Below are 21,646 nucleotides of genomic sequence, written 5' to 3'. Positions count from 1 at the left end.
TTTTCAGGAGAGCAATCATGATGTCAATGACGTGGTGGATGTGGCTGCTGTTATTGCTGGGCGGCTGGGCGATACTGCTGCTGGTGCATTTTCTGGGTGGCAAGATTATTGAAAGACTGGCCTCGCCAGAGCACTTTCTGCGGTTTTTCAGCGAACGGATACGCTGGCCGTCGCGGCTGTTTTTTCTGGCCGTATTTTTGCGCATATGTATTCCGCTGGCCCCCATTTCGGCCAAGTGGCAGTCCTATCTGATCGTTGGGGACATGCTGGTGCTGATTATCTGCACGACCTGGATGCTGATGAGTGCAGTCGAATCTCTGTTCCAGCTTGTGGTGGTGCGTCACCCCTTGAATGTGTCCGACAATCTGCGTTCGCGTCAGATCTACACCCAGGCGCGTGTGCTGGCACGCAGTGTGCATTTCTTGCTGGTCTTGCTGGGCTTGTCCTTTGCTTTGATGGTTCTACCCGGCGCACGGCAACTGGGCACCAGCCTGCTGGCATCGGCCGGGGTAGCGGGGCTGGTAGCCGGTATTGCTGCCCGGCCGGTGCTGGGTAACTTTATTGCCGGTTTGCAGATCGCATTCACCCAGCCCATACGCATTGACGATGTGGTGATTGTGGAAGGGGAGTGGGGCCGGATAGAGGAAATCACGGCCACTTATGTGGTGGTACGTGTGTGGGACGAGCGCCGTCTGATCGTTCCCTTGCAATGGTTTGTAGAAACTGTCTTCCAGAACTGGACCCGTCGCAGCGCCTCTTTGCTGGGCACGGTATTTCTATGGGTGGACTACAAGGTTGAAATGCAGGGCTTGAACACGGCATTCAAGGACTTGTGCGAGTCCTCTGAATTGTGGGATGGGCGCGTTCAGGTGTTGCAGGTGACCGATACCAATGAGTGGGGGATGCAGTTGCGCTTTCTGGTCAGTGCTGCCGACTCGGGCCGTTTGTTCGACTTGCGCTGTTTGTTGCGCGAGCGCTTGGTGGCCTATCTGGGTCAGCACCAACCGGATGCATTTGTACGCGTCAGGATGCTGGAAGCTCAGCCAGAGGGTCATGGGCCTGATTCAAGCCCGAGCTGATGCCAAGATCATGCAGGAACTGTTCGCACCACTGCCTCAGGTCCTGCTGTCGCAGTTGCATCATTAAATGCTGGTGGCGTCGGCGTCGTTCCTCTAGCGGCATGTTCAAGGCCTGATACAGGCTGCGGGCGGTGGCGTCCGCATCAAATGGGTTGACGGGCAGGTAGCCGCCTTGCAGGGATTGTGCCGCGCCCGTAAAGGTGGACAGAACCAGGACACCGGGGTCGGCGGGGTCCTGGGCAGCGATATATTCTTTGGCCACCAGATTCATTCCGTCACGCAAGGGCGCGATAAAACCGACGCGGGCGCGGCGCAACATGCGCATCAGCTGGCCGGCCGGAAAGGCGCGGTTCATGTACACCACTGGACTCCAGCCTGGCGTGGCAAATTGACCGTTAATCTGTCCGGCCAGACTTTCCAGCTCTTCACGCATGACTTGATAATCGTGAATATCGCCGCGGGTAGAGGGGGCGATTTGGACATACGTTGTTTGCCCGTGCAGCGTCGGGTAACTACGCAGCAGCGTATCCAGGGTGCGCAGCCGATAGGACAGACCCTTGGTGTAATCCAGCCTGTCCACACTGATAATGGTGTCAGGCCCGTTGACTGGCTCGATTGGTGTGGCGCTGTCGGTCCATGAGGGGGCCTTGGCCAGAGCCTGAACCAGATCCACGTCGATACTGATGGGATAGACGTCTGTGCTGACGGTACGGGCGCCTGACTCGCTCGTACGCGGTGGCACTAAGGTCTGGAGTGCGGCTGTCAGCGCATGATGGTCGCCACGGCTCTGGACGCCAATCTGGTCGTAATGGTGCAGCATGGGCAGCCATTGTTCATAGCGGGGAATAGAGCGCAGAATCTCCGGGCACGGAAAGGGGGTGTGAAAGAACAGGCCAATGGCCTGCTGCATTCCTTGCTCTCGGCAAAAATGGGCTAATGGCATCAGGTGGTAGTCATGGACCCAGATCAAGTCGTCCTCTTCGGCAATCTGGCGCAAATAAGCGGCAATTTGCCGGTTGATCTCCAGGTATTGCTGGAAGTGGTGGGTCTGGAAGTCCATCAGGTCCAGGCGGTAGTGAAAGGCGGGCCAAAGGCAGGTGTTCGCGTAACCGCAGTAAAACTGTTCGTATTGCTCCTGGGTGAAGGAGAAGGTGACGGCTTGGTAGCTGCCCCGATCTTCGGTACGCAGCGAACCCGGCTGTGAATCACATTGACCATTCCACCCCAGCCAGATGCCCTGGGTCTGCGGGTGCTTTAACAATTGATCTACTGCGACGGCCAGCCCGCCTGTGCAAGGTTGATCGGAACTGGCCACGCGTACGGACACCACAATGATTTTGCTCATGCTGATTCTCGCTTTGTTTTATTAAGGGATCTTCGTTGGAGAATCAGCAAATTGCGTACCCGTTCAATTCAAGGGGTGCACATCCTGCCCGCTGACAGCACGCAGGCGTGCCCGTTGCAAACGTTCGCGGGCATTGGGAATACCCAGTTGCAGGCGGTACTTGGTGACGGTTCGTTTGGATAGCTCCACACTGTTCTGACGCAGCGCCTGATGCAAGTCGACATCGCTTAAAGGCTGACGTTCTGGTTCGCTGGCAATCAGCCGGCGTATCTGCTCCTTGACCAGGGCGGTGGAGCAACTGCCACCGAAATCAGTCTCCAGCTCGCCGGAGAAAAAATGCCTGAAGCTCAAGGTGCCAAAGGGAGTGCTCATGTACTTGTTGGCAGTCGCTCTGGAGATGGTGGATTGATGCAGATCCAGCTCCTTGGCCAGATCGCTGATGCGCAGGGGTTGCAGGCCTTGCTCACCTAGCTCGAAAAAAAGGATCTGGTGCCGGACGATGAATTCAGCGACACGGCACACCGTGCTGCGTCGCATCGCCAGACTCTCGGCCAGCCAGCGAGCCTGAGTCAGGGCGCTGTGCAAAGGGCGGTTCTGTTGCGTGCGTGCCTGTTGCTCCAGGGTGGCGGCATATTCTTGATGCACCTGAACGCGTGGCAGGCTGCGAGGGTCCGCGAGCACACGCCAATGCTTGCCATCGCGGTAGACGTGGACGTCTGGCGTAATGGCCTGGCGTAACGGCTCCAGATAAGCCAGACCGGGCTTGGGGTCCAGGCTTTGCAGTTCGCGCAGCGCCTGATGAAAGTCTGCATCGGACAGATTCAGGCGGCTCTGCACTTGTGACCACTCGCCTTGCGCCAGCGCGGGCAGCTCGGTAGCCACTAACTTGAGCAGTCTCTGTTTCAGAACCGGGTCTAGAGACTGACGCGCCTGGATCTGCAAGCGCAACGCGTCGGACAGGCAGTGGGCACCTGTACCGGGAACAGAAAGGGACTGGACCAGCGCCAGCGCGGTTTGCCATTCGGCAAGGGGGATGTGTTCGTAGCCGGTGGGGAGCAGGTCTTCAAAGTGATCGCGCAAGTATCCGTTGTCATCCAGGGCGTTCACGATCAGGGCACATAAGGCCTTGCAGCGCTCACTGGCGTGACTCAAACGTACATGCTCCAGGATCTGTTCGTCACGGCTGCGCGGAGCCGGGCTTATGTCGTGCTTATCGATCAGGTGAGCGCTTTGGCTGGACCCAGGATGGGACAGGCCCTCTCGTACGGGGGCGGCGGGTTCTGGAGCGGGTTCCAGTAGGGGATTGTCTTGCAGGCTGTCTTGTACCAGCGTTTGCAGCTCCTGCGCCGAGAGCTGCAGGATTTGTGCGGACTGTTGCAGTCGCTGCGAGAGGGTTTGCTGCATGTGCAGCTGCGGAACCATTTCCAGCTTCATGGTGGCGTCTCCTTGTGCTTGGTGATGCGAACCGACAGTTCTTCGGACACAGTTGCCGGGATGATCCGGGCCCTGTGCTATTTACATAGCAAGTTCCGTTCCTGCCCCAAGGTTGAAGGCGCGGGTACGGCCCTTGCTAGGACACCGTCAAGGCTTTGCTGGCCATGCGGATTGGCCTCAGGTCAGCAAAGATGTTCTGGCTTCAGGCAATGACTGACGTTTTTGGAGGTGTGCGATGCGAGTAAGACATCTGATGTGTTTGGCGGTGGCGGCGGGTCTGGTATTGGGTTTGAGTGTTCGCAGTGCTTCTGCCATTGAGCTGTTTTCTCCGGATAAAGGGTTTTTGAGAGATGCGGCACAATCGGGACATTTTGAAGTGACGGCTGCCAAGTTGGCTCTGGAGCGCAGCAACAACGATAGAGTGGTCGAATTTGCACAAATGATGATCGACGACCACGAGCAGCTGGCCAAGGAACTGCAGACGCTGGCACAGGCCCGCAAGGTGGAACTGCCCACCGAGCCCAGCCTGATGCAGCGCGGCAAGATCTCCATGCTAGAGGGCGCGGAGGGTGAACAGTTCGATGCGGACTATGCCAACGAAGCGGCAGTCAAAGCGCATGAGGACACCATCAAGCTCTTTGAGGACTACATCAAGGATGGCAAAGACAAGGAAGTCATGGGTTTTGCTCAGGACGCTTTGCCCATGCTGCAGCAACACTTGCGGCATGCTCATGCGCTGGCAGACTCCATGAAGCCTGCCGTGGCCCAGTAAGCTTTTGCCAAGCTTGCTCAGTTCCACACTGGGCAAGCATTTATTCCATGGGGTCGGCCTCCATATTGATTTCCACTTGATCGCTGTTGCTCATTACATAGCTGCGCAATACTGCATTGCGTAGCTGGCGTATATTGCCCGGCCAGTGATAGCGCTCGATCTCCTTCATGCTGGCCAGGCTCAGTGAGCGGTTCTGCTGATGCTCCTGGTTCAGCTGTTCTACCAAGTGCTTGGCGATCAGGACGGCATCGTCGCCGCGTTCACGCAGGGGGGGAATTTGAATCGGAAAGACCCCCAGGCGGTAATACAGATCTTCGCGCAGTTTCTTGTCCTCAATAGCGCGCATGGGCGGGCGATTGGTCGCAGCGATGATGCGGGCATCATGTTTGATCAACTTGTCGCCACCTACCTTCATGTATTCGCCATTTTCCAATGCGCGCAGCAGCTTGGTTTGGGCGTCTATGGGCATTTCGGTTATTTCGTCCAGGAACAGCGTGCCCTGGTCCGCCAGTTCAAAGTAGCCCTGCCGATTACGTTCGGCTCCGGTAAAGCTGCCTTTTTCGTGGCCGAACAGCTCGCTTTCGATCAGTTGTTCTGAAATGGCTGAACAGTTGATAGGTACATACGCCTGTTCCTTGCGAGCGCTGCAGCGGTGAATGGCCCGGGCCGCCAGTTCCTTGCCGGTGCCACTCTCGCCAATCAGCAGCACAGGCAGGTCGGTGCTGGCCACTTTGCTGATCTTTTCATAGAGTTTTTTCATGGGGGCGGAACAGCCTACAAACTCGCCAAAGTCATGATGCTGCTCGGCTTGAAAAGCACAGGCACCGTTTTGATACTTGGCTTTTAATTGCTCCAGCAAGGTGCGCAATTGCGCCTGGTCTTGCCGGGTCGAGCCACTGTAGGCGTGCAAGGTATAGCTTTCCACCGCATCCAGTCCGATGCGACGGCTCAACTCCTGAGCCTGCAGGGCGCTGACACTGGGGCCAAACAGCAGGGCATCAGGAGTTTTCTGGTGATAACGGATCAGAACATCTTCTGGCGTATTTGCAGCGATGGCGGAAAAGTTCATCTGCCGCGCCAATGCCAAAAAAAGGCTTATAAAAGCTGAATCTGTCTCCAGCAATAATAGGTGGGGCATTTTTTCCTCTGGGATAGACAAAGTTAATTTGAGATCCGATGTCTTATCCTAATCAGGATAGAAAGGGCATTCGTTACCAGATATGGCAAGGACGAACCCGCTTATTTTCTGAAAATACCTTATGGCCGCGTCCCCATGCCTTGAGCTCTTATGGCGTTTTTTGTCGCCTGGTCATGTACGTATTCAACTTACACATCTGTTTACCTGTCAGCGACGGGCAGGTTTGCCTGCGCCTGGGGGGCACAAGGCAGCAGGTCAACCTCTGACCCAATCGCAGGTGGGGGTCAGGACTGAGCTGGAGGCGGCTGAGTCACATCAATCCATTGCGCGCGGGTCAGCTCGGCCAGGCGCTGCGGGGTGATGCGTACCGCAGAATTAATAGAGCCTGCTGCGGGCAAGACCGTGTCGTAGTCCTGCAAGGACAGATCGCAGTAAATCTCCAGCGGGGTAGCCAGACCAAAGGGGCAGACCCCGCCAACCGGGTGACCCGTCAAGGCTTCAGTGCTTTCCAGGTCCAGCATTTTTACGCGCGTACCGAAGGCGGTACGCAGCTTCTTGTTGTCCAGACGGGCATCACCTCGAGCGACCAGCAGTACTACTTTATCGCCCACTTTCAAGCTAAGCGTCTTGGCAATTTGTCCCGGCTCGACTTGGTGCACTTGCGCAGCCAGCACGACGGTGGCTGTGCTTTCGGTGGTTTCAATTACCTGAATATCGGCAGCGTGTTCGTTAAAAAACTGTTTGACGGAATCAAGACTCATGGCGGATCAGGACGGATTAGTGTGTTTTGTTAAACTTTTTTGCGAGTGCCTAGTCTTAGTCAAGTGCATGAGAGTGTCAACCAGAGCGCCGTGGCGCTGCAAAACAGGAATGTAATTGTGATTAAACCTTTATTGTTGACGGCCAGCCTGATGGCCTTCAGTTCCATGGCGTTGGCAGAGGGTCCCGCTATTACGATGTACCAGGATCCTAACTGTGGTTGTTGTGGGGGCTGGGCACAGCACATGCGCGATGAAGGCTTTGAGGTCAAAGAGGTCAAGGTCGTGAAGATTCAAGACGTGAAGCGGCTTTTGAGAGTGCCGGAGAACCTGGCGTCCTGCCACACCGCGATGATTGAAGAGACGGGGCAATTGATTGAAGGCCATGTGCCTGCCAAGGTCGTCAAACGCATGATGAATGATGGCAGTGTGCGTGGGGTGGCCGCGCCAGGCATGCCCGCCAATTCACCCGGCATGGGCCAGATGGACGGCAATTTGGTAACCGTGGACTTTAATGGACGTCCTTACTCGCGCGACTGAAGTCTGTAACGGGAAGGGTGGCATGCAGATACACGAAACTACATTGAGAAACTTGTAAGCTGCTGCCGCTCTTGTCATGATGATCGTTCATTGACTCTGTTTAGGAGGTTCTATCCATGCAGCCCTCAGTTAAAGCTTTTCTTGCTGCTACCGCAGTCGCATTTGGCATGTACAGCCCTTTTGCGATGGCCCAGGGCAATGCGGCTCCGGCCAACTCGGCAGCCCCTGCTGCCACCCAGATCGTTAAACCTACGGATTCTCAGCTGGAGCAATATGCGCGCACCTACAAGAAGGTCGCCCAAACTGCTTCGGAATATCAGCCGCGTCTGGATGCGGCCAAAAGTGATGCAGAGCGTCAGGCTATTGTTCAGGAAGCCGACCAGCGCCTGGTAGGCGTGGTCAGTGCCAATGGCATGGATCTGGCGGACTACAACGGCATCAGTCTGGCGATTCAGCAGGACCCGGCCTTGCGCCAGCGTGTTGAAGGGATGCTGAAATAAGGCTTGTTTGTGATCCTCGGGTTTGACAGAGCGCCGGGTGTCATTTTGTAGTGACCGTAGTGGGTAAATTTAAACCCTGGACGTAATCGTCCAGGGTTTTTTTTGGCGCCGTGCTGCCCTAAAGCTCGGCGCCCCCGGTAAAAAGCCCCTCGGAGGCACTAAGCCAAAGGCGCAGCGTGGGGGCTTATTGTGTGGATCGCTTCAAGACGAAGCGTGCCCGCCAGAGCCGGCATGACTGCCTGCATTGAGACTGGAGCCTGACGCCAGGTTTACGGCTTCAAGCTCAGTCTCTGGGTGCCATTAGCAACGGGGATAGTTAAGCGCCCCGATCATTGCATTGAATTTCAATTGCAAGCTGCTGGCGTCATTTTTTATGGGGTTATTGATCTGCCAGCTGATCGAGCCTTCCTGAGGTACGTAATTGCCTTCAGAGGCATGCTGGATGACGCTTCTGCCCTGGGCCAGGAATTCATTCATTTTCGACATGATTCGTGGGCATCCTTGCGGCGTTTCTTCCTTGAATTTTTTATCCCAGTTACTGATCATCGCAGCTGCCTGGTCAAGACTTTCCTGGAAGGGGGGGATGCTCTCTTTTGCCCCCTGCTGCTCGAAAATAGCGTCGACTTTGTTCATGGCCTGCTTGCTGAACAGCACGGCACCCAAACGGTAATGCTCCATGGAGTCCTTGGGAGCTTTATCGAAAGAGGTCTGGATGTTTATCTCATCCTGTTTCTGAATGCCTTGGAGAAATGCAGCCTCTGCCTGTACGACTTCTGTCAGGGCGTTGACGAACGCCTCGTTATTGTCGGCTGCCTTTTTGCCGCCATCCGTCAGAAACTCTTTTGATTCGGCATAGTTGTTCAACTCGGAATTGAGAGGTGCCAGCTTGGTCAAGGAGTCGTCAAACTGCTTTGCTGGCCCATCTATTTCCGGCATATTGGCTTCCAGTGCCAAGGCGGACTTCAGTTTTTCCTGGGTGTTCTTGATGCTTACCAGTGAAACAACGGAATAGTTATCCAGCTTCTTGCCCGAGCGCACGGCAGGCTCGTAGACGGTTTGATAATCGGAAAGCGCACGGTAGAAAGGCGTATGCAAGCTATTGGCAACTTCAACATAGGCATTGTATTTCTGGATAAAGCCTTGCTCGGATGAGACCGCTTGAGATGGTGCTTCTGTCGCTTCTTCGCTGTTGCAGCCCGCAATAGCGATGCAAAGGCCCAGCGTGGCGAAAACAGATATTTTTTTTAAATTCATGATGAAAGTGATTGATGCTTTTGATGCGTTGGCAATACGTTAAAACCCCTATCGGGCAGGACGCAATTTTATAGCTTCACCACTTCGTATTTTGTATCAAGCTAGGACCTTATGTTTCAGGAGGGCGTGCTACACGCGGCCGGGCGGGCTAGCAAGAGTTTGCTATGCCCACCTTGCACAGGCCCGTCTCCATCTCTGGTTTTTGGCCTTGCTTAATCCATGTCCTGGAAGTCTGGGCTTGCCCTGGGAATAGGTACACCGGCATCAATGCGTTTGGCCCATTCTTGTAGCGGTAGCGGTGGAGTCGGCTCCCAAATACGACGCAGAACGGGCTTTAGCAAAGCAATATTGTGGCCACTGGCCCAACGATACGGAATCACGGGCAACCAGGTGTCGTCTGCAATGCGTTCGGCTACGACAAAGCGGAAACTGTACTGGCCGGGGCCCAGGCTCATGCGTATATCACTGACCACCAGCAGGTCATCGATGATGTCGTAGCGCAGCCAATCGTCCGAAAACCAGCGCAGTTGCTCCAGCTGTTTCAAGGGGGGGAACAACTGGGTGTAGTCGCTATGAACGGGCAGGCACAGGGATTCGTATTGATGCCCCTTGGGTGCACGCAGCCGGTCCAGCAGGCCCACCATGACTTCGCATTCCCGGTCCTGTGTGTCGCGCACCAGTACACGCCAGAGCAGGATGTTCATGGGTTGGGCGGCGGAGTATACCCGCGTGATTTCCACCTGCTCTTGTTTGAGCTGTGCGGTCGCCTGTTGCTCGGCCCAGAACTTGGCACCTACCGAGGCTGCCAGATACAGGCTGCTCAAGAGCAAGGCCCAGTTGCAGGCCCGTATCGTTGCGGGTGCCGGTCCACGTATCAAGCCTATGATCGTGGCGATCAGTAAGGGCACGGTATAGAGCGGGTCAATAATGAAGATGCTGGACCAGGTTGCCGGGGTAGCGGCCAAAGGCCACAGCAATTGCGTTCCGTAACTGGTGAAGGCATCCAGAAGAGGGTGGGTAATCAGCGCCAGCCAGACCGCCAGCCCCAGCCTCCCCGCAGAGGCACGTGCTTGTGGAAACAGCAGTCGCCATAAAAGGGTGATCAGGATGCCTGCCGCGCTCAACACAAATAAAGAGTGCGAGAAACCGCGATGACTGACCATGGAGGTAATCGGGTCCCCATATTGAATGAAGACATCCAGATCGGGCAGGGTGGCGATGATGGCACCGGACAGGATCGCCTTGCGGCCATACTGCCGCCCGAGGAGGGAGCCGCAGATGCTGGCACCGAGGACTGCTTGTGTTACGGAATCCATAGCTCTCGTGCAAAGTGAAACAGGGACCGGGGCCAGATGCGGCCTGACGGCTTTAGCGTTATGATTTTAAAGTTGAATCCCCGGCCCGCCCTATTTTTTTGACGGGCGTCAAAGGCCCAAGGGGTATCAGTCGCGTATAGTGTACGACGGCCTACGCTGTCCTACCGCCTGCGGGCTGCGCCACCGCTTCTATCCAGAGAATTCGTTTACCTATGTCTACCTACCTGATCGCGGCTTTATATAAGTTCGTGGAATTGCCCGATTTCGCACAAATGCGCGACCCCTTGTTTGCTTTTTGCGAGCAGCATGAAGTCAAAGGCACGCTGTTGCTGGCGCGCGAAGGGATTAACGGCACGATTGCCGGCCCTCAGGAGGGTATTCGTGCCGTCTTGGCATATCTGAACTCCGATCCACGTATTTCTGGCCTGGTGCATAAAGAATCCTATGCCGACAAGGCTCCGTTTTACCGCCTCAAGGTGAAGCTGAAAAAAGAGATCGTTACCCTGGGTGTACCGGATCTGAAAACCGCCGAAATGGTGGGCGAGTATGTTGCTCCCGAAGACTGGAATGCCCTGATCAGCGATCCGGACGTGGTGGTGGTGGATACCCGCAACGATTACGAAGTGGGTATTGGCACTTTTAACCGTGCCATCAACCCCAAGACCCAAAGCTTTACCGAGTTTCCTCAGTGGGTGGCCGAGCAGTCCAAGGAAGGCGGTGTCTTGCATGGCAAACCGCGCGTGGCCATGTTCTGTACCGGCGGTATCCGCTGTGAAAAATCCACAGCCTTCATGCGTTCGCAAGGCTTTGATCAGGTTTACCACCTGCAAGGCGGCATTCTGAAATATCTGGAAGAGATTCCAGCAGCAGAAAGCCTGTGGGATGGTGACTGCTTTGTGTTCGACGAGCGCGTATCGGTGCGTCACGGTCTGGAACCCGGCGATTATGATTTCTGCCGTGCCTGTCGCATGCCTATCAGCGAAGAGGAAAAAGCCTCGCCCCAGTTCGAAGAAGGCGTCAGCTGTCCCTACTGCCACGGCCACAGTTCCCCCGAGCAGATCGAGCGTTTCCGCGAGCGTCAAAAGCAAGTGGCCTTGGCGCGCGAGCGTGAAGAGCGTCACATTGGCGTCAGCATGGACGAGTTGACCGAGCGCCGTGAGGCCGCCCGCCGCAAGGCGGAAGAGCAACGCCTGCTGGCTCAGCAAGGCAAGGACGCCTAGCCCTGATCGGGCCACTGTGTTACCTCTACTAGCTTGATTCTGGCGCTGCGTCGTTTATAGTCCGCCCTTCTGCTACAGAAGGGCGCTTTGCATAAACGCCAGCGCTTTAAGTCCGTGCCTGTGGCGCGGCTTTTTAACGGGATTGAGCATGTCCTTATCTGATCTGCCCATTTTGTATTCCTTTCGCCGTTGCCCCTATGCCATGCGGGCACGGCTGGCTATTGCGGCCAGCGGCGTAACTTGTCAGTTGCGCGAAGTCGTACTGCGCGACAAACCCGAGGCCCTGCGCCTGGCCTCTCCCAAAGCCACCGTCCCGGTGCTGGTCTTGCCCGATGGCAAGGTTATTGATGAAAGCCTGGACATCATGCGTTGGGCTTTGGCGATTCAAGATCCCAAGCAGTATTTGCAGCCTGAGCAGGGCGATGTCGAGCAAATGCTGGCCCTGATTGCGGCCAATGACGGGCCTTTCAAGCGGCATCTGGATTGCTATAAATACCCGGATCGCCATACCGAGGATGAACAATTCACGGATGCCGCCAGTTTTTCGGCCCTGCATAGAGCCCAAGCCAGTGAATTATTGATGGGCCTGAATGCCCGCATCGAACAGCAGGGCTACCTGATGGGACAGCGTCCTTGTCTGGCAGATTTGGCGATTGCCCCCTTTGTGCGGCAATTCGCACAAGTGAACAGGGACTGGTTTGATGCGCAGCCTTGGACGGCCTTGTCGACCTGGTTGCTGAACTTTCAGTCCAGCCCTTTGTTCCTGAGCATCATGGATAAATACCCTGCCTGGACGCCAGACAGCGAGATTGTGCGGTTTCCTTCTGTCTGACTGAGTCGCTAACGACCTGCCCAAAGCAATACGAGCGGGAGCAGCTTGGCAAGAACAAGCAGACAAGCAAAAGGCTGGTTCTCAATTGAAAACCGGCCTTTCTTTTTCAAGTGCCCGAATCAGGCTGCAACAGTCGCGCGCGGCTCGCTGGCCTCTTGTGCGGGAATCTCCATGTCACCGCGCTGATGCAAGGTGACGCTGGTATCCAGCGGTGGCAGCTCGCCATTCATGGCGCTGTTGAGTTGATCGGTATCCAGTTCGCCTTCCCAGCGGGCAACCACAATGGTGGCAACCGCATTGCCCACCAGATTGGTCAGCGCACGGCATTCGGACATGAAGCGGTCAATCCCCAGGATCAGAGTCATGCCAGCGATAGGTACCGAAGGCACCACGGACAGGGTAGCCGCCAGGGTAATGAAACCGGCCCCCGTTACACCCGCCGCGCCTTTGGAGCTGAGCATGGCAACCAGCAATAGCAGAACCTGCTGCTGCAAGGTCAGTGGAATATCACAAGCCTGGGCGATGAACAGGGCCGCCATGGTCATGTAGATATTGGTGCCGTCCAGGTTGAAGGAGTAGCCGGTAGGTACAACCAGGCCGACAACCGACTTGGCACACCCGGCGCGTTCCATCTTCTGCATCAAGGTAGGCAAAGCCGCTTCCGAGGAGCTGGTACCCAGCACCAGCAGCAGTTCTTCACGAATGTAGCGGATCAGCTTGGTGATGGAAAAGCCGTTGTAGCGGGCCACGGCACCCAGAATGATCAGCACAAACAGCACGGAGGTGACGTAGAAAGTCACCACCAGCAGCGCCAGGCTGGACACGGATTCAATCCCGTATTTACCGATGGTGAAAGAGATGGCACCGAAGGCCCCGATGGGAGCGGCTTTCATCAGGATGGCAACCAACTTGAAAACAGGCGTCATCAAGGCTTGCAGCAGTTTCAGCACGGGCTTGCCGTGATCGCCCACAGCGGCCAGGGCAATACCAAACAGCACGGCCACAAACAGCACCTGCAGGATGTCGCCGCCGGTAAAGGGGCTGATCAGGGTGGCAGGGATGATGTTCATCAAAAAGCCCGTCAGCGTGCTGTCATGGGCTTGCTGCACGTAGCCCTGGATAGAGCTGGGGTCCAGGGTGCTGGGGTCAATGTTCATGCCATGGCCGGGCTGCACGATATTGCTGACCACCAAGCCTACAATCAGGGCCAGCGTGGAGAAAGTCAGAAAGTAAATCATGGCCTTGCCCACCACACGGCCCACTTTTTGCAGGTCTGTCATGGCGGCAATGCCGGTGGCTACCGTCAGGAAAATGACGGGCGCAATAATCATTTTGACCAGCTTGATGAAGGCATCGCCCAAAGGTTTCATGCTCTCGCCCAGCGAGGGGTAAAAATGGCCCAGCAAAATCCCGATAGTGATGGCGATGATGACCTGTACGTACAAAATTCGATACCACTTGATTTTGACGATCTGCGGTACCGAACGGTCTCCTGTGCTTATATCCATCATGATGTCGTCTCCGTGACTTGATGTAGCCGACCTGGCAGTCAGCTGGTGGCCTGCTTGGAATTGTGTGTGGGCAGGCGGTTTAAGCTCGCCGGGATCCTTGTCCCGGCCCATAAGCTCATGACTAAAGCAACATCCGTGCCAATCTGTTCGCCGGCAGAAAACCAGTAAATAAGCGGCTTGCGGACAGGAGACTTCCCCGCTATCTGCTTATGTGTGCGAAAATCCGCACAGCTATTACTAATTTTTGGCGATATTTCGCACAGGTTTCATGAACTCCATTCCGGTTTCTTCGAGCATGCGGCGGCGCTTCAGGCTCGAATGGTTGCTGCTGCTGAGCTTGGCCGTCGTGCTGGGGCTGTTTGCCTTCTGGCGTTCGGCCGATTTGGGCACGGCTCGTTTGCTGACACAAAGCGAACAGCGGCTTGATTCCTTGATGCGCGGTAATGCCGGCTGGATCAGGACTATCCGAGACAAATTTCGTACCTTGTCCTTTGCTCTTGCACAGGACGAGGCTCTGCGCCAATACCTGATGGGCAATCCTGCCTATGGGGATGCCGAGGCTTTGAATCGCAAGTTCGAGCAATTGGCCGAAGATACGGGCGCTCCTGTTCTGTACCTGCTGGATATTCATTCGCAGACGCTGGTGTCCAGTAACTGGCAGGAGCCCGACAGCTTCGTGGGCAATCACTACGGTTTCCGCCCTTACTTCACCAAAGCCCTGGAGCAGGGGCATGCGGAATACTTTGCCTTGGGGACTGCCAGCGGCAAGGCGGGTTTGTACATTTCACGCATGGTGCAAGATCAGGACGGCAAGCCGGTTGGTGTGGTCGTCATCAAGCTGGTATTCGATCTGCTGGAAAAAGAATGGGAAGGTTATGGCGATCGCATGTTTGTAAGCGATCCCAATGGCGTGATCTTGCTAAGCGGTGAACCGGACTGGCGTTTGCATAGTCTGGATCAAGCCGCGCCCGAGCAACTGGTCAAGCTGCGGGCCAGTCAGCAGTTTGGTAATGAGCCCTTGGAGTCAGTGGGCTTGAATATGTCGGATTCCGGCGAACGGGCCTCCTTCTGGACATTGGGGCAGGAGCGCTTTTTGCATGTGCAGCAGCCTGTCGCAGGCAGTGATTGGGTTTTGCACGCGATGGCTCCCATGGATGCTGCATTGCAGACCCAGGCCTTTCAATCCCGTCTGACGGTGATGGGGTTGTTATGTGCAGCGCTGGTACTGACGGCCTTGGCCCTGCAACGCAATCAACAGCGCCGGGAAGCACAGGCGCGTCAGGAGCTACTGCGTGATGCGCTGGAAGAAGCGGTAGAGTCCCGGACCGCTCAGTTGCAGGTGGCGCGTCGTCGCCTGGAGCAGGAGATGCAGGCCCTGCAAGAAGCCCGTACGCGTGCGCGTGATCTGCGTGAGCAGTTGGAGCAGGCCGAGAAGCTGTCCTTTCTGGGGCAGGTGACGGCCGGGGTGGCTCACGAGATCAACCAGCCTGTCGCGGCGATTGAAGTCTATGCGGACAACACTTTGCGCTTGCTGGATCAGGGCCAGACGGAAACGGCACGGCAGAACCTGTCCCGCATCCAGACGCTGACCCAACGCATTGGCAGTATTACCTCCCAACTGTGTCATTACGCCCGCAAGCCCCAGGAACAGGAAGGCCCGGTACGGGTTCGTTCGGCTGTGGATAGCGCCTGGCAATTGCTGGAGCACAGGGCGCGGGCCCAAGGTGTGGGCCTGGAACTGGAGGGCGTGAACGAGTCTGTGCGTGTATGGGCCTTGCCGGTACGTCTGGAGCAGGTTCTGGTGAATTTACTGCGTAATGCGCTCGATGCTCTGGATGGGAGCCGTCAAGGGCGTATCCGTATAGAAGTCATGAGCGAGCAGCAGCATGTGCGCATTGTTGTTTCCGACAACGGCCCCGGCCTGAGCCCGGAAATCCGCCAGCGTCTGTTTACGCCCTTTAGCTCCAGCCGCCGTCAAGGTGTGGGCTTGGGGCTGGTGATCTCGCACGATATTGTGGCGGCCTTGGGTGGCCGTTTGGAAGAAGGGCCTTCGCGCCTGGGTGGCGCCACGTTCCATATCGTGCTGCGCAATGCCGATAGCGAGCTGGGCCAGGGAGAGAGATAAGAATGGAAGTCGCGTTTGTTGATGATGATGCGGACTTGCGTGCCGCCGTGGTGCAAAGTCTGGAACTGGCGGGCCTGAAAGTAGTGGCCTGTGCCAGCGGGCAGGAGGCCTTGAGCCGCTTGCCCAAGGATTATTCCGGCGTGGTGGTGACGGATATTCGCATGCCGGGCATGGACGGGCTGGCGCTGATGCAGGCCTTGCATGCTCGCGATCCCGAGCAGCCCGTCGTGCTGATTACCGGCCACGGCGATATTGATATGGCCGTGCAGGCCATGCACGATGGCGCCTTTGACTTTCTGACCAAGCCTTATCAGGCCGAACGCCTGCTGACGGTAATACGTCATGCCACCATGCAGCGCAGTTTGGTGCTGCAAAACCGTGCCTTGCGCGAGGAATTGGACGAGGACGGCCAAGGCCCGGCGCTCCTGGGTAATTCCGAGGTCATGGTCAATTTACGCACTACCTTGCGGCATCTGGCCCAGTCCGATGTGGATGTGCTGGTGGAAGGGGAAACCGGCACGGGCAAGGAAGTGGTGGCCATGTTGCTGCACCGCTGGAGCGCCCGAGCACAGCATCGTTTTGTGGCACTGAACTGTGGTGCCTTGCCTGAAACCATTATTGAAAGCGAGCTGTTCGGTCACGAAGCCGGGGCATTCACGGGCGCGCAGCGCAGACGTGTAGGCAGTGTTGAACATGCACACCGTGGCACGCTGTTTCTGGATGAAATCGAAAGCATGCCCATGATTGCGCAGGTGCGCTTGCTGCGTGTGCTGGAAACCCGTTGCGTAACTCCTTTGGGTTCCAACGAAGAGCACCCGGTAGATATCCGCGTCGTTGCCGCCAGCAAGGTGGATTTGTCCGACCCCGCCCAGCGTACGAACTTCCGCGCCGATTTGTATTACCGACTCAACGTGGTCACCTTGCGCCTGCCGCCTTTGCGGGAGCGCAAGGAGGATATCCCCATGCTGTTCGCTCACTTTGCGGCGCTGGCTGCCAAGAAGTACGGCATGCCGCAAAAGATGCCCGATGCGCGCAGTCTGGCCTATATGCAGTCACATCACTGGCCGGGCAATGTGCGCGAGCTGGCACACTTTGCGCAACGTGAAGTGCTGGGTGTGCAGCACCCGGAGATCAAGGAGCTGGAAAACGAGGACTTGAGCCTGCCCGCCCGCATGGAGCAGTTCGAGTCGCAGCAGATACGTCAGGCGCTGGCACGCCATCGTGGTGATATCAAGGCGACCTTGCAGGATCTGCGTATCCCGCGCAAAACCTTTTACGACAAGTTGCAGCGGCATGGCATTTTGCGTAGCGACTTTGTGGAAGAGGGGGCGCAGGGTGATTGATTCGCTAGACCCTTACAGGTTTTTCTACCCTGTCTGATTTGGGCAGGCTCTGTTCGGGTTGTACTCCTGGAGGCAAACGGCAGCTTGCCTATGCCTTGTCTAGACGTCCCTGAGCAATAAAAATAGCGGCCTTGGCCGCTATTTTTTTACATCAAGGCGTGGGGCCTTACTCCTGCATACCCGGAACGATGCAGTTAAAACCGGCGTCAACATGCGTGATCTCGCCTGTGATACCGCTGGCCAATTCGGACATCAGGAAGGAGGCCACATTGCCCACTTCTTCAATGGTGACGTTGCGCTGCAAGGGAGCGTGCGTCTCTACGAATTTCAGAATGGTGGAGAAGTCCTTGATGCCGCTGGCAGCCAGGGTCTTGATAGGACCGGCCGAGATGGCGTTGGCACGAATGCCGTACTCGCCCAGCGCCACCGCCAGGTAACGCACGGAGGCTTCCAACGCAGCTTTGGCCACGCCCATAGTGTTGTAGTTGGGAATGGCTTTTTCAGCGCCCAGGTAGGTCAGGGTCAGCACCGAGCTCTTGCGGCCTTTGAGCAAGGGCAGGGCAGCCTTGGCCAGTGCGGGAAAGCTGTAGGCGGAAATGTCATGAGCGACGCGGAACGATTCGCGCGACAGGCCGTCCAGGAAGTTGCCGGCAATGGCTTCACGGGGTGCAAAACCGATGGAGTGCACCAAACCGTCCAGACCGTCCCAGCGCTCGCCCAGCGAGGCCATGGCCTGTTCGATCTGATCGTCTTCAGACACATCACAGGGCAGCACGATATCCGTGCCCAGTTCTTTGGCAAAGCCTTCAACACGTTCTTTAAAACGCTCGCCCACATAGGTCAGGGCAATATCAGCACCTTGTTGGCGACATGCTTGCGCAATCCCGTAAGCAATAGAGCGATTCGAGAGGACGCCTGTGACCAGGATGCGTTTTCCTTGCAGGAAACCCATGCTGAAAATCCTTTATGTAATTAGTGGGTGGACTTAGCCACGAATATTGGAACCGGGAACACGCAAACGTGTCCCCCTGGAAAGAGAGCTGCCTTTGATATTGTTCAGGCGTCGCAGTTCTGCCACCGAAGTGTCGTACCGTTTGGCCAAGGCGTAAAGTGTATCGCCCTGTCGAACCGTATGGGTGCGCACATTGGCGCCGCGACGCAAAACAACAGTGTCATTCTTGCGGTTGACGCTGGCCGTTTGCGTACGAGCACGGCGTGTGCTTTGCGCTACCGGGGCGGCAGGTGTATTGGTCAGAGAAGCCAGTTGCAGGCTGCCTTCACCCAAGGTGGTGCTGGGCACCAATAGTGTCTGGGCCACGGCCTTGGTGCTCTTGCTACCCAAACCGTTGATGGAGCGCAGCTGCGACAAGGTAATGCCGTGACGCTGGGCAATGGACAGATAGCTTTCGCCGCGCTTGGATTGGTAGGCCTTCCAGTTGCTGAGCTTGCCTTGATAGGCCGCCAGATTGGCATTGAAAATATCCACCTTGTTGGCGGGCAGCAGCAAGGTGCCGCGATCGGCAGGGATCGTGGGGCGATTGTGGGCAGCGTTCAAGGCCTTGAACTCGTCCACGGAGATTTCAGCCAGCTCAGCAGCAAGGGCTACGTCAATGTCCTTGTTCTTGCGCACGGCCGTGAAATACGGTGTGTTGCTGATTGGGGGCAGGGTAATGCCATAACGCTCCGGGTTAGCCACAATGTTTTTGATCGCTTGCAGTTTGGGGACGTAATTACGTGTTTCGTCCGGCATCTTCAGCGATAAGTAGTCAACATCCAGGTTGGCCTGTTCATTACGCTCCATGGCGCGGCGTACCGAACCTTCACCCCAGTTGTAGGAGGCCAGGGCCAAATACCAGTCGCCCTGGAACTCGTACAAGTAAGACAAGTAGTCCAAAGCAGCGCGAGTGGACTCGACCGGGTCACGGCGCTGGTCTACCCACCAGTTCTGCTCCAGCTTGTATTGTGTGCCGGTGCTGGGGATGAACTGCCACAGACCGGACGCATGGGAGCGCGAATAGGCGACGGGGTTATAGGCACTTTCCACAAAAGGCAGCAAGGCCAGTTCGGAAGGCAGGCCACGGGCATCGAGCTCGTCCATGATGTGGTACAGATAGCGCGAGGCGCGCTGGCTCATGGTACGGATGGATTCGGGGTGCGAAGCGTAGTAGTTGGTCCAGTAATCAACCAGATCGGTATGCAGGTTGGGGATGGAGAAACCCCGGCGCATCCGGTCCCACGCGTCTTTGGGTGGGTGGGTCAGATCAATGGTGCGAGACGTATCGGCGGCAATGCTGGTGGAGGTCTTGGCGGCTTTTTGAGGGCTGACCTTGGGGCCTGTGGCGCAGCCTGCCAGCACGAAAGCGCATAGCAGCGCAAAAAGTCTCATTAGGTTCATTGCGGAATCTTCAGAAATTGTTTTTCCAGTCGCGCAGGCTGGCAAATACCTCGACAGGATTATTAAGGGACTGGGCAGCATGGTGCTCGGCAGCCTTGATAACAGCAGTCGTCTCGCAACGCAGAAATGGATTGGTAGCCAATTCTGTTTTCAAGGTGGAGGGCACCGTAGGCAAGTTTTGCTGACGCTTGAGATTATCCTGTTCCCAACGTTCATGCAGCTGGGGATTGTCCGGCTCTACCTGTAGAGCCCAGCGTAAATTGGATAAAGTGTATTCGTGCGCACAGCAGATCAGGGTGTCCGATGGCAGTTTTGCCAACTTGCCCAGGGAATCCGTCATTTGTGCCGGGGTGCCTTCAAACAGGCGTCCGCAACCAGCAGCAAACAAGGTATCACCACAGAAAACAAAGGGCTGTTTTACCTCATTTTGACCAAAGTACGCAACGTGTCCGGCGGTATGGCCGGGGATGTCCAGCACGTCCAGCGTCAGTTCCAGAGTAGGTAACTCGACCTTATCGGACTGGCCGACAGGCACGTCACAGGCAGGCAGACGCTCGTTGGCGGGGCCCCAGACGCGAGCCGGGTGCCTGGCCAGGATATCCATGACACCTCCAACGTGGTCTCCGTGGTGGTGTGTCAGTAAAATGGCATCCAGTTGTAAGGACTCGCGTTCCAGCCAATCCAGAACCGGGGCGGCCTGGCCGGGGTCCACAACCAGGGCATGACCGTTTCGACTTAAAGCCCATATATAGTTGTCGTTCAGGGCTGGTAGTGGAATCAGGCGAACATCGCTTGGCACAGGCCAGGTAAATGCATTCATCATGGTAGAGGGAGAGAGCGCCAGTGGAGCAGACTTTGAATGATCAATTTGCCCAGTGGTTGGAAACCGTACCGGGGCGATATGTGCGGGCTTGGGAACAAGCCGGAATCGATGCGGAGGTGGTCAACACCTTCGGGTATCATGCCATACAAATTGGATTGCCGCATTGGGACCTCCTGGCGCATAGTCGCATCTCCTGCAAGGTATGTACGGCTCAGGCCGGCGTCCTGCCCGCCCAGCAGAAGAACCTGGTTTATGCCGAACCCGAGCATCTGCCTTTTGATACGCAAAGCATTGATCTTTTAATCCTGCCCCATACATTGGAAAGCGCCCGCGACCCGCACCAGGTGTTGCGAGAGGCCGAGCGCGTTCTGGTGCCAGAAGGGCGCATTCTCCTGACGGGTTTCAACCCCTTGAGTTTGTGGGGTGCCCACGACTGGATTCCGGGTCTGGAGCGGGGCACGCCTACCTTGCCGGGAGATGTGATGTCACCCTCGCGCTTGCGCGACTGGTTAAAGCTTTTGTCCTTTGATGTGCAAAGTACGCAGATGGGCTGTTATGCACCGTTGTGCCGTCAGCAGTCCTGGCTGGACCGCTGGTCCTGGATGGAGCAAAGCGGTGCGCGCTGGTGGAGCTTTGCGGGGGCCGTCTACATGATTAGTGCGGTCAAACGCACGCCGGCCTTGCGTATGGTCGGGCCCAAGTGGAAGAAAAACCGTCGGCGTGTGCGTCGGCCTATGGTGGTTGCTGGACGCGCTGCCGATGAAGGAATTAGCAAGACATGACTGATGTTGTCGATATTTGGACCGATGGTGCCTGCAAGGGCAACCCCGGTTTGGGGGGCTGGGGCGCCTTGTTGCGTCATGGCGGACGTGAAAAAGCCATTTGCGGTGGCGAGGCCAATACTACCAATAACCGCATGGAACTGATGGCCGTGATCGAGGCACTCAAAGCCTTGAAACGCCCTTGCCAGGTGCGGGTACACACCGATTCGCAGTACGTACAGAAAGGCATGAACGAATGGTTGCCCGGCTGGAAAGCCCGCGGCTGGCGTACTGCCGATAAAAAGCCCGTCAAGAATGCCGACCTGTGGCAGGAGTTGGAGCAGCAGGCCGCAAAACATGAACTGACCTGGTTATGGGTGCGTGGCCATGCGGGTGATCCCGGTAACGAGCGTGCGGATCAACTGGCCAATGAAGGGGTGGAAATCGCCAGGCAGTTATAAGATCTTGGGCAGAGTTGTAGCCCGCTGATAGTACTATTA

The 21,646-nt window shown here is 56.5% G+C and carries 20 protein-coding genes; 10 read left to right on the top strand and 10 right to left on the bottom strand.

The annotated features are described in order from the left end of the window. Positions 1-17: 17 nt before the first annotated feature. The gene (locus tag NBV64_RS15410; RefSeq protein WP_250756082.1) at positions 18-1,079 is read left to right on the top strand and encodes a mechanosensitive ion channel family protein; all 1,062 of its coding nucleotides are present in this window, start codon (positions 18-20) and stop codon (positions 1,077-1,079) included. On the opposite strand, the gene NBV64_RS15405 is transcribed toward NBV64_RS15410, so the two are convergent. Together NBV64_RS15405 and rpoN are read right to left on the bottom strand one after the other, a co-directional pair. Further along, the gene (locus tag NBV64_RS15405) at positions 1,024-2,424 is read right to left on the bottom strand and encodes an alpha,alpha-trehalose-phosphate synthase (UDP-forming) (protein WP_250756081.1); all 1,401 of its coding nucleotides are present in this window, start codon (positions 2,422-2,424) and stop codon (positions 1,024-1,026) included. The genes NBV64_RS15410 and NBV64_RS15405 overlap by 56 nt on opposite strands. Before the next feature lie 63 nt (positions 2,425-2,487). Next, the gene (rpoN, locus tag NBV64_RS15400) at positions 2,488-3,858 is read right to left on the bottom strand and encodes an RNA polymerase factor sigma-54 (RefSeq protein ID WP_022983319.1); all 1,371 of its coding nucleotides are present in this window, start codon (positions 3,856-3,858) and stop codon (positions 2,488-2,490) included. Positions 3,859-4,093: 235 nt separating this feature from the next. On the opposite strand from rpoN, the gene NBV64_RS15395 reads away from it, so the two are divergent. After that, a complete protein-coding gene (locus NBV64_RS15395; protein WP_250756080.1) occupies positions 4,094-4,630 on the top strand; it encodes a DUF4142 domain-containing protein in 537 nt (178 codons plus the stop codon). 40 nt (positions 4,631-4,670) lie between these two features. Here NBV64_RS15395 and NBV64_RS15390 read toward each other — a convergent pair whose 3' ends face one another. Both NBV64_RS15390 and NBV64_RS15385 read right to left on the bottom strand, forming a co-directional pair. After that, positions 4,671-5,699 carry a sigma-54 interaction domain-containing protein gene (locus tag NBV64_RS15390; protein WP_250756079.1) on the bottom strand — a complete coding sequence of 343 codons (1,029 nt, stop codon included), beginning with the start codon at positions 5,697-5,699 and terminating at the stop codon, positions 4,671-4,673. Positions 5,700-6,052: 353 nt separating this feature from the next. After that, positions 6,053-6,529 (bottom strand): YbaK/EbsC family protein, encoded by a 477-nt coding sequence (locus NBV64_RS15385; RefSeq protein ID WP_009460799.1) that lies wholly within the window; start codon positions 6,527-6,529, stop codon positions 6,053-6,055. A gap of 117 nt (positions 6,530-6,646) precedes the next feature. Between NBV64_RS15385 and NBV64_RS15380 the strand changes: the two genes are divergently transcribed. Together NBV64_RS15380 and NBV64_RS15375 are read left to right on the top strand one after the other, a co-directional pair. Next, positions 6,647-7,066 carry a DUF411 domain-containing protein gene (locus NBV64_RS15380; protein ID WP_009460801.1) on the top strand — a complete coding sequence of 140 codons (420 nt, stop codon included), beginning with the start codon at positions 6,647-6,649 and terminating at the stop codon, positions 7,064-7,066. Between the two features lie 116 nt (positions 7,067-7,182). After that, complete coding sequence (locus NBV64_RS15375) at positions 7,183-7,566, top strand: DUF4168 domain-containing protein (protein WP_026485377.1); 384 nt, start codon at positions 7,183-7,185, stop codon at positions 7,564-7,566. A 300-nt stretch (positions 7,567-7,866) separates the two neighbouring features. Here NBV64_RS15375 and NBV64_RS15370 read toward each other — a convergent pair whose 3' ends face one another. Together NBV64_RS15370 and NBV64_RS15365 are read right to left on the bottom strand one after the other, a co-directional pair. After that, the gene (locus tag NBV64_RS15370; RefSeq protein ID WP_009460805.1) at positions 7,867-8,820 is read right to left on the bottom strand and encodes a DUF3829 domain-containing protein; all 954 of its coding nucleotides are present in this window, start codon (positions 8,818-8,820) and stop codon (positions 7,867-7,869) included. 212 nt (positions 8,821-9,032) lie between these two features. Beyond that, positions 9,033-10,136, bottom strand: coding sequence for a metal-dependent hydrolase (locus NBV64_RS15365; RefSeq protein WP_250756078.1), 1,104 nt, complete (start codon positions 10,134-10,136; stop codon positions 9,033-9,035). Positions 10,137-10,348: 212 nt separating this feature from the next. Here NBV64_RS15365 and trhO point away from each other — a divergent pair, with 212 nt between their 5' ends. Beyond that, a complete protein-coding gene (gene trhO / locus NBV64_RS15360) occupies positions 10,349-11,356 on the top strand; it encodes an oxygen-dependent tRNA uridine(34) hydroxylase TrhO (RefSeq protein ID WP_022983316.1) in 1,008 nt (335 codons plus the stop codon). 148 nt (positions 11,357-11,504) lie between these two features. After that, positions 11,505-12,188: a glutathione S-transferase gene (locus NBV64_RS15355; RefSeq protein ID WP_250756077.1), complete on the top strand. Its 684-nt coding sequence runs from the start codon at positions 11,505-11,507 to the stop codon at positions 12,186-12,188. A 119-nt stretch (positions 12,189-12,307) separates the two neighbouring features. On the opposite strand, the gene NBV64_RS15350 is transcribed toward NBV64_RS15355, so the two are convergent. After that, positions 12,308-13,699, bottom strand: coding sequence for a dicarboxylate/amino acid:cation symporter (locus NBV64_RS15350; RefSeq protein WP_009460813.1), 1,392 nt, complete (start codon positions 13,697-13,699; stop codon positions 12,308-12,310). Between the two features lie 268 nt (positions 13,700-13,967). Between NBV64_RS15350 and NBV64_RS15345 the strand changes: the two genes are divergently transcribed. After that, on the top strand, positions 13,968-15,824 hold the full coding sequence (locus NBV64_RS15345; RefSeq protein ID WP_250756076.1) for a sensor histidine kinase: 1,857 nt from the start codon (positions 13,968-13,970) through the stop codon (positions 15,822-15,824). 2 nt (positions 15,825-15,826) lie between these two features. Then, positions 15,827-17,167, top strand: a complete 1,341-nt coding sequence (locus NBV64_RS15340) for a sigma-54-dependent transcriptional regulator (RefSeq protein WP_250756075.1) — start codon at positions 15,827-15,829, stop codon at positions 17,165-17,167. Between the two features lie 166 nt (positions 17,168-17,333). Here NBV64_RS15340 and fabI read toward each other — a convergent pair whose 3' ends face one another. The 3 genes from fabI to gloB are packed head-to-tail and all read right to left on the bottom strand — an operon-like array spanning position 17,334 to position 20,382. Further along, positions 17,334-18,119: an enoyl-ACP reductase FabI gene (gene fabI / locus NBV64_RS15335; protein ID WP_009460819.1), complete on the bottom strand. Its 786-nt coding sequence runs from the start codon at positions 18,117-18,119 to the stop codon at positions 17,334-17,336. A gap of 33 nt (positions 18,120-18,152) precedes the next feature. Then, positions 18,153-19,562, bottom strand: a complete 1,410-nt coding sequence (locus NBV64_RS15330) for a transglycosylase SLT domain-containing protein (RefSeq protein ID WP_031232537.1) — start codon at positions 19,560-19,562, stop codon at positions 18,153-18,155. A gap of 10 nt (positions 19,563-19,572) precedes the next feature. Continuing rightward, entirely contained in the window at positions 19,573-20,382 is an 810-nt protein-coding gene (gene gloB, locus NBV64_RS15325; protein WP_031232534.1) for a hydroxyacylglutathione hydrolase, read from the bottom strand. 23 nt (positions 20,383-20,405) lie between these two features. On the opposite strand from gloB, the gene NBV64_RS15320 reads away from it, so the two are divergent. Both NBV64_RS15320 and rnhA read left to right on the top strand, forming a co-directional pair. After that, a complete protein-coding gene (locus NBV64_RS15320) occupies positions 20,406-21,167 on the top strand; it encodes a class I SAM-dependent methyltransferase (RefSeq protein ID WP_009460825.1) in 762 nt (253 codons plus the stop codon). Then, a complete protein-coding gene (gene rnhA / locus NBV64_RS15315; RefSeq protein ID WP_022983314.1) occupies positions 21,164-21,607 on the top strand; it encodes a ribonuclease HI in 444 nt (147 codons plus the stop codon). Before NBV64_RS15320 ends, rnhA begins: the two co-directional genes overlap by 4 nt. The last annotated feature ends 39 nt before the right edge of the window (positions 21,608-21,646 follow it).

This window comes from Alcaligenes sp. DN25 (genome assembly GCF_023674485.1).
Lineage (GTDB): Bacteria > Pseudomonadota > Gammaproteobacteria > Burkholderiales > Burkholderiaceae_B > Alcaligenes > Alcaligenes phenolicus.
The sequence above is the reverse complement of the archived record's forward strand: the minus strand, read 5'-3'. Positions and strand labels throughout refer to the sequence as shown.

Bases quoted from the DNA above. Each gene is read 5' to 3' on its own strand.
- NBV64_RS15370 (WP_009460805.1), bottom strand. From the start codon at position 8,820: ATGAATTTAAAAAAAATATCTGTTTTCGCCACGCTGGGCCTTTGCATC.
- NBV64_RS15365 (WP_250756078.1), bottom strand. From the start codon at position 10,136: ATGGATTCCGTAACACAAGCAGTCCTCGGTGCCAGCATCTGCGGCTCC.
- NBV64_RS15405 (WP_250756081.1), bottom strand. From the start codon at position 2,424: ATGAGCAAAATCATTGTGGTGTCCGTACGCGTGGCCAGTTCCGATCAA.
- NBV64_RS15375 (WP_026485377.1), top strand. From the start codon at position 7,183: ATGCAGCCCTCAGTTAAAGCTTTTCTTGCTGCTACCGCAGTCGCATTT.
- NBV64_RS15395 (WP_250756080.1), top strand. From the start codon at position 4,094: ATGCGAGTAAGACATCTGATGTGTTTGGCGGTGGCGGCGGGTCTGGTA.
- fabI (WP_009460819.1), bottom strand. From the start codon at position 18,119: ATGGGTTTCCTGCAAGGAAAACGCATCCTGGTCACAGGCGTCCTCTCG.
- rpoN (WP_022983319.1), bottom strand. From the start codon at position 3,858: ATGAAGCTGGAAATGGTTCCGCAGCTGCACATGCAGCAAACCCTCTCG.
- NBV64_RS15355 (WP_250756077.1), top strand. From the start codon at position 11,505: ATGTCCTTATCTGATCTGCCCATTTTGTATTCCTTTCGCCGTTGCCCC.
- NBV64_RS15410 (WP_250756082.1), top strand. From the start codon at position 18: ATGATGTCAATGACGTGGTGGATGTGGCTGCTGTTATTGCTGGGCGGC.
- rnhA (WP_022983314.1), top strand. From the start codon at position 21,164: ATGACTGATGTTGTCGATATTTGGACCGATGGTGCCTGCAAGGGCAAC.
- gloB (WP_031232534.1), bottom strand. From the start codon at position 20,382: ATGAATGCATTTACCTGGCCTGTGCCAAGCGATGTTCGCCTGATTCCA.
- NBV64_RS15345 (WP_250756076.1), top strand. From the start codon at position 13,968: ATGAACTCCATTCCGGTTTCTTCGAGCATGCGGCGGCGCTTCAGGCTC.
- NBV64_RS15350 (WP_009460813.1), bottom strand. From the start codon at position 13,699: ATGATGGATATAAGCACAGGAGACCGTTCGGTACCGCAGATCGTCAAA.
- trhO (WP_022983316.1), top strand. From the start codon at position 10,349: ATGTCTACCTACCTGATCGCGGCTTTATATAAGTTCGTGGAATTGCCC.
- NBV64_RS15390 (WP_250756079.1), bottom strand. From the start codon at position 5,699: ATGAACTTTTCCGCCATCGCTGCAAATACGCCAGAAGATGTTCTGATC.
- NBV64_RS15340 (WP_250756075.1), top strand. From the start codon at position 15,827: ATGGAAGTCGCGTTTGTTGATGATGATGCGGACTTGCGTGCCGCCGTG.
- NBV64_RS15330 (WP_031232537.1), bottom strand. From the start codon at position 19,562: ATGAACCTAATGAGACTTTTTGCGCTGCTATGCGCTTTCGTGCTGGCA.
- NBV64_RS15385 (WP_009460799.1), bottom strand. From the start codon at position 6,529: ATGAGTCTTGATTCCGTCAAACAGTTTTTTAACGAACACGCTGCCGAT.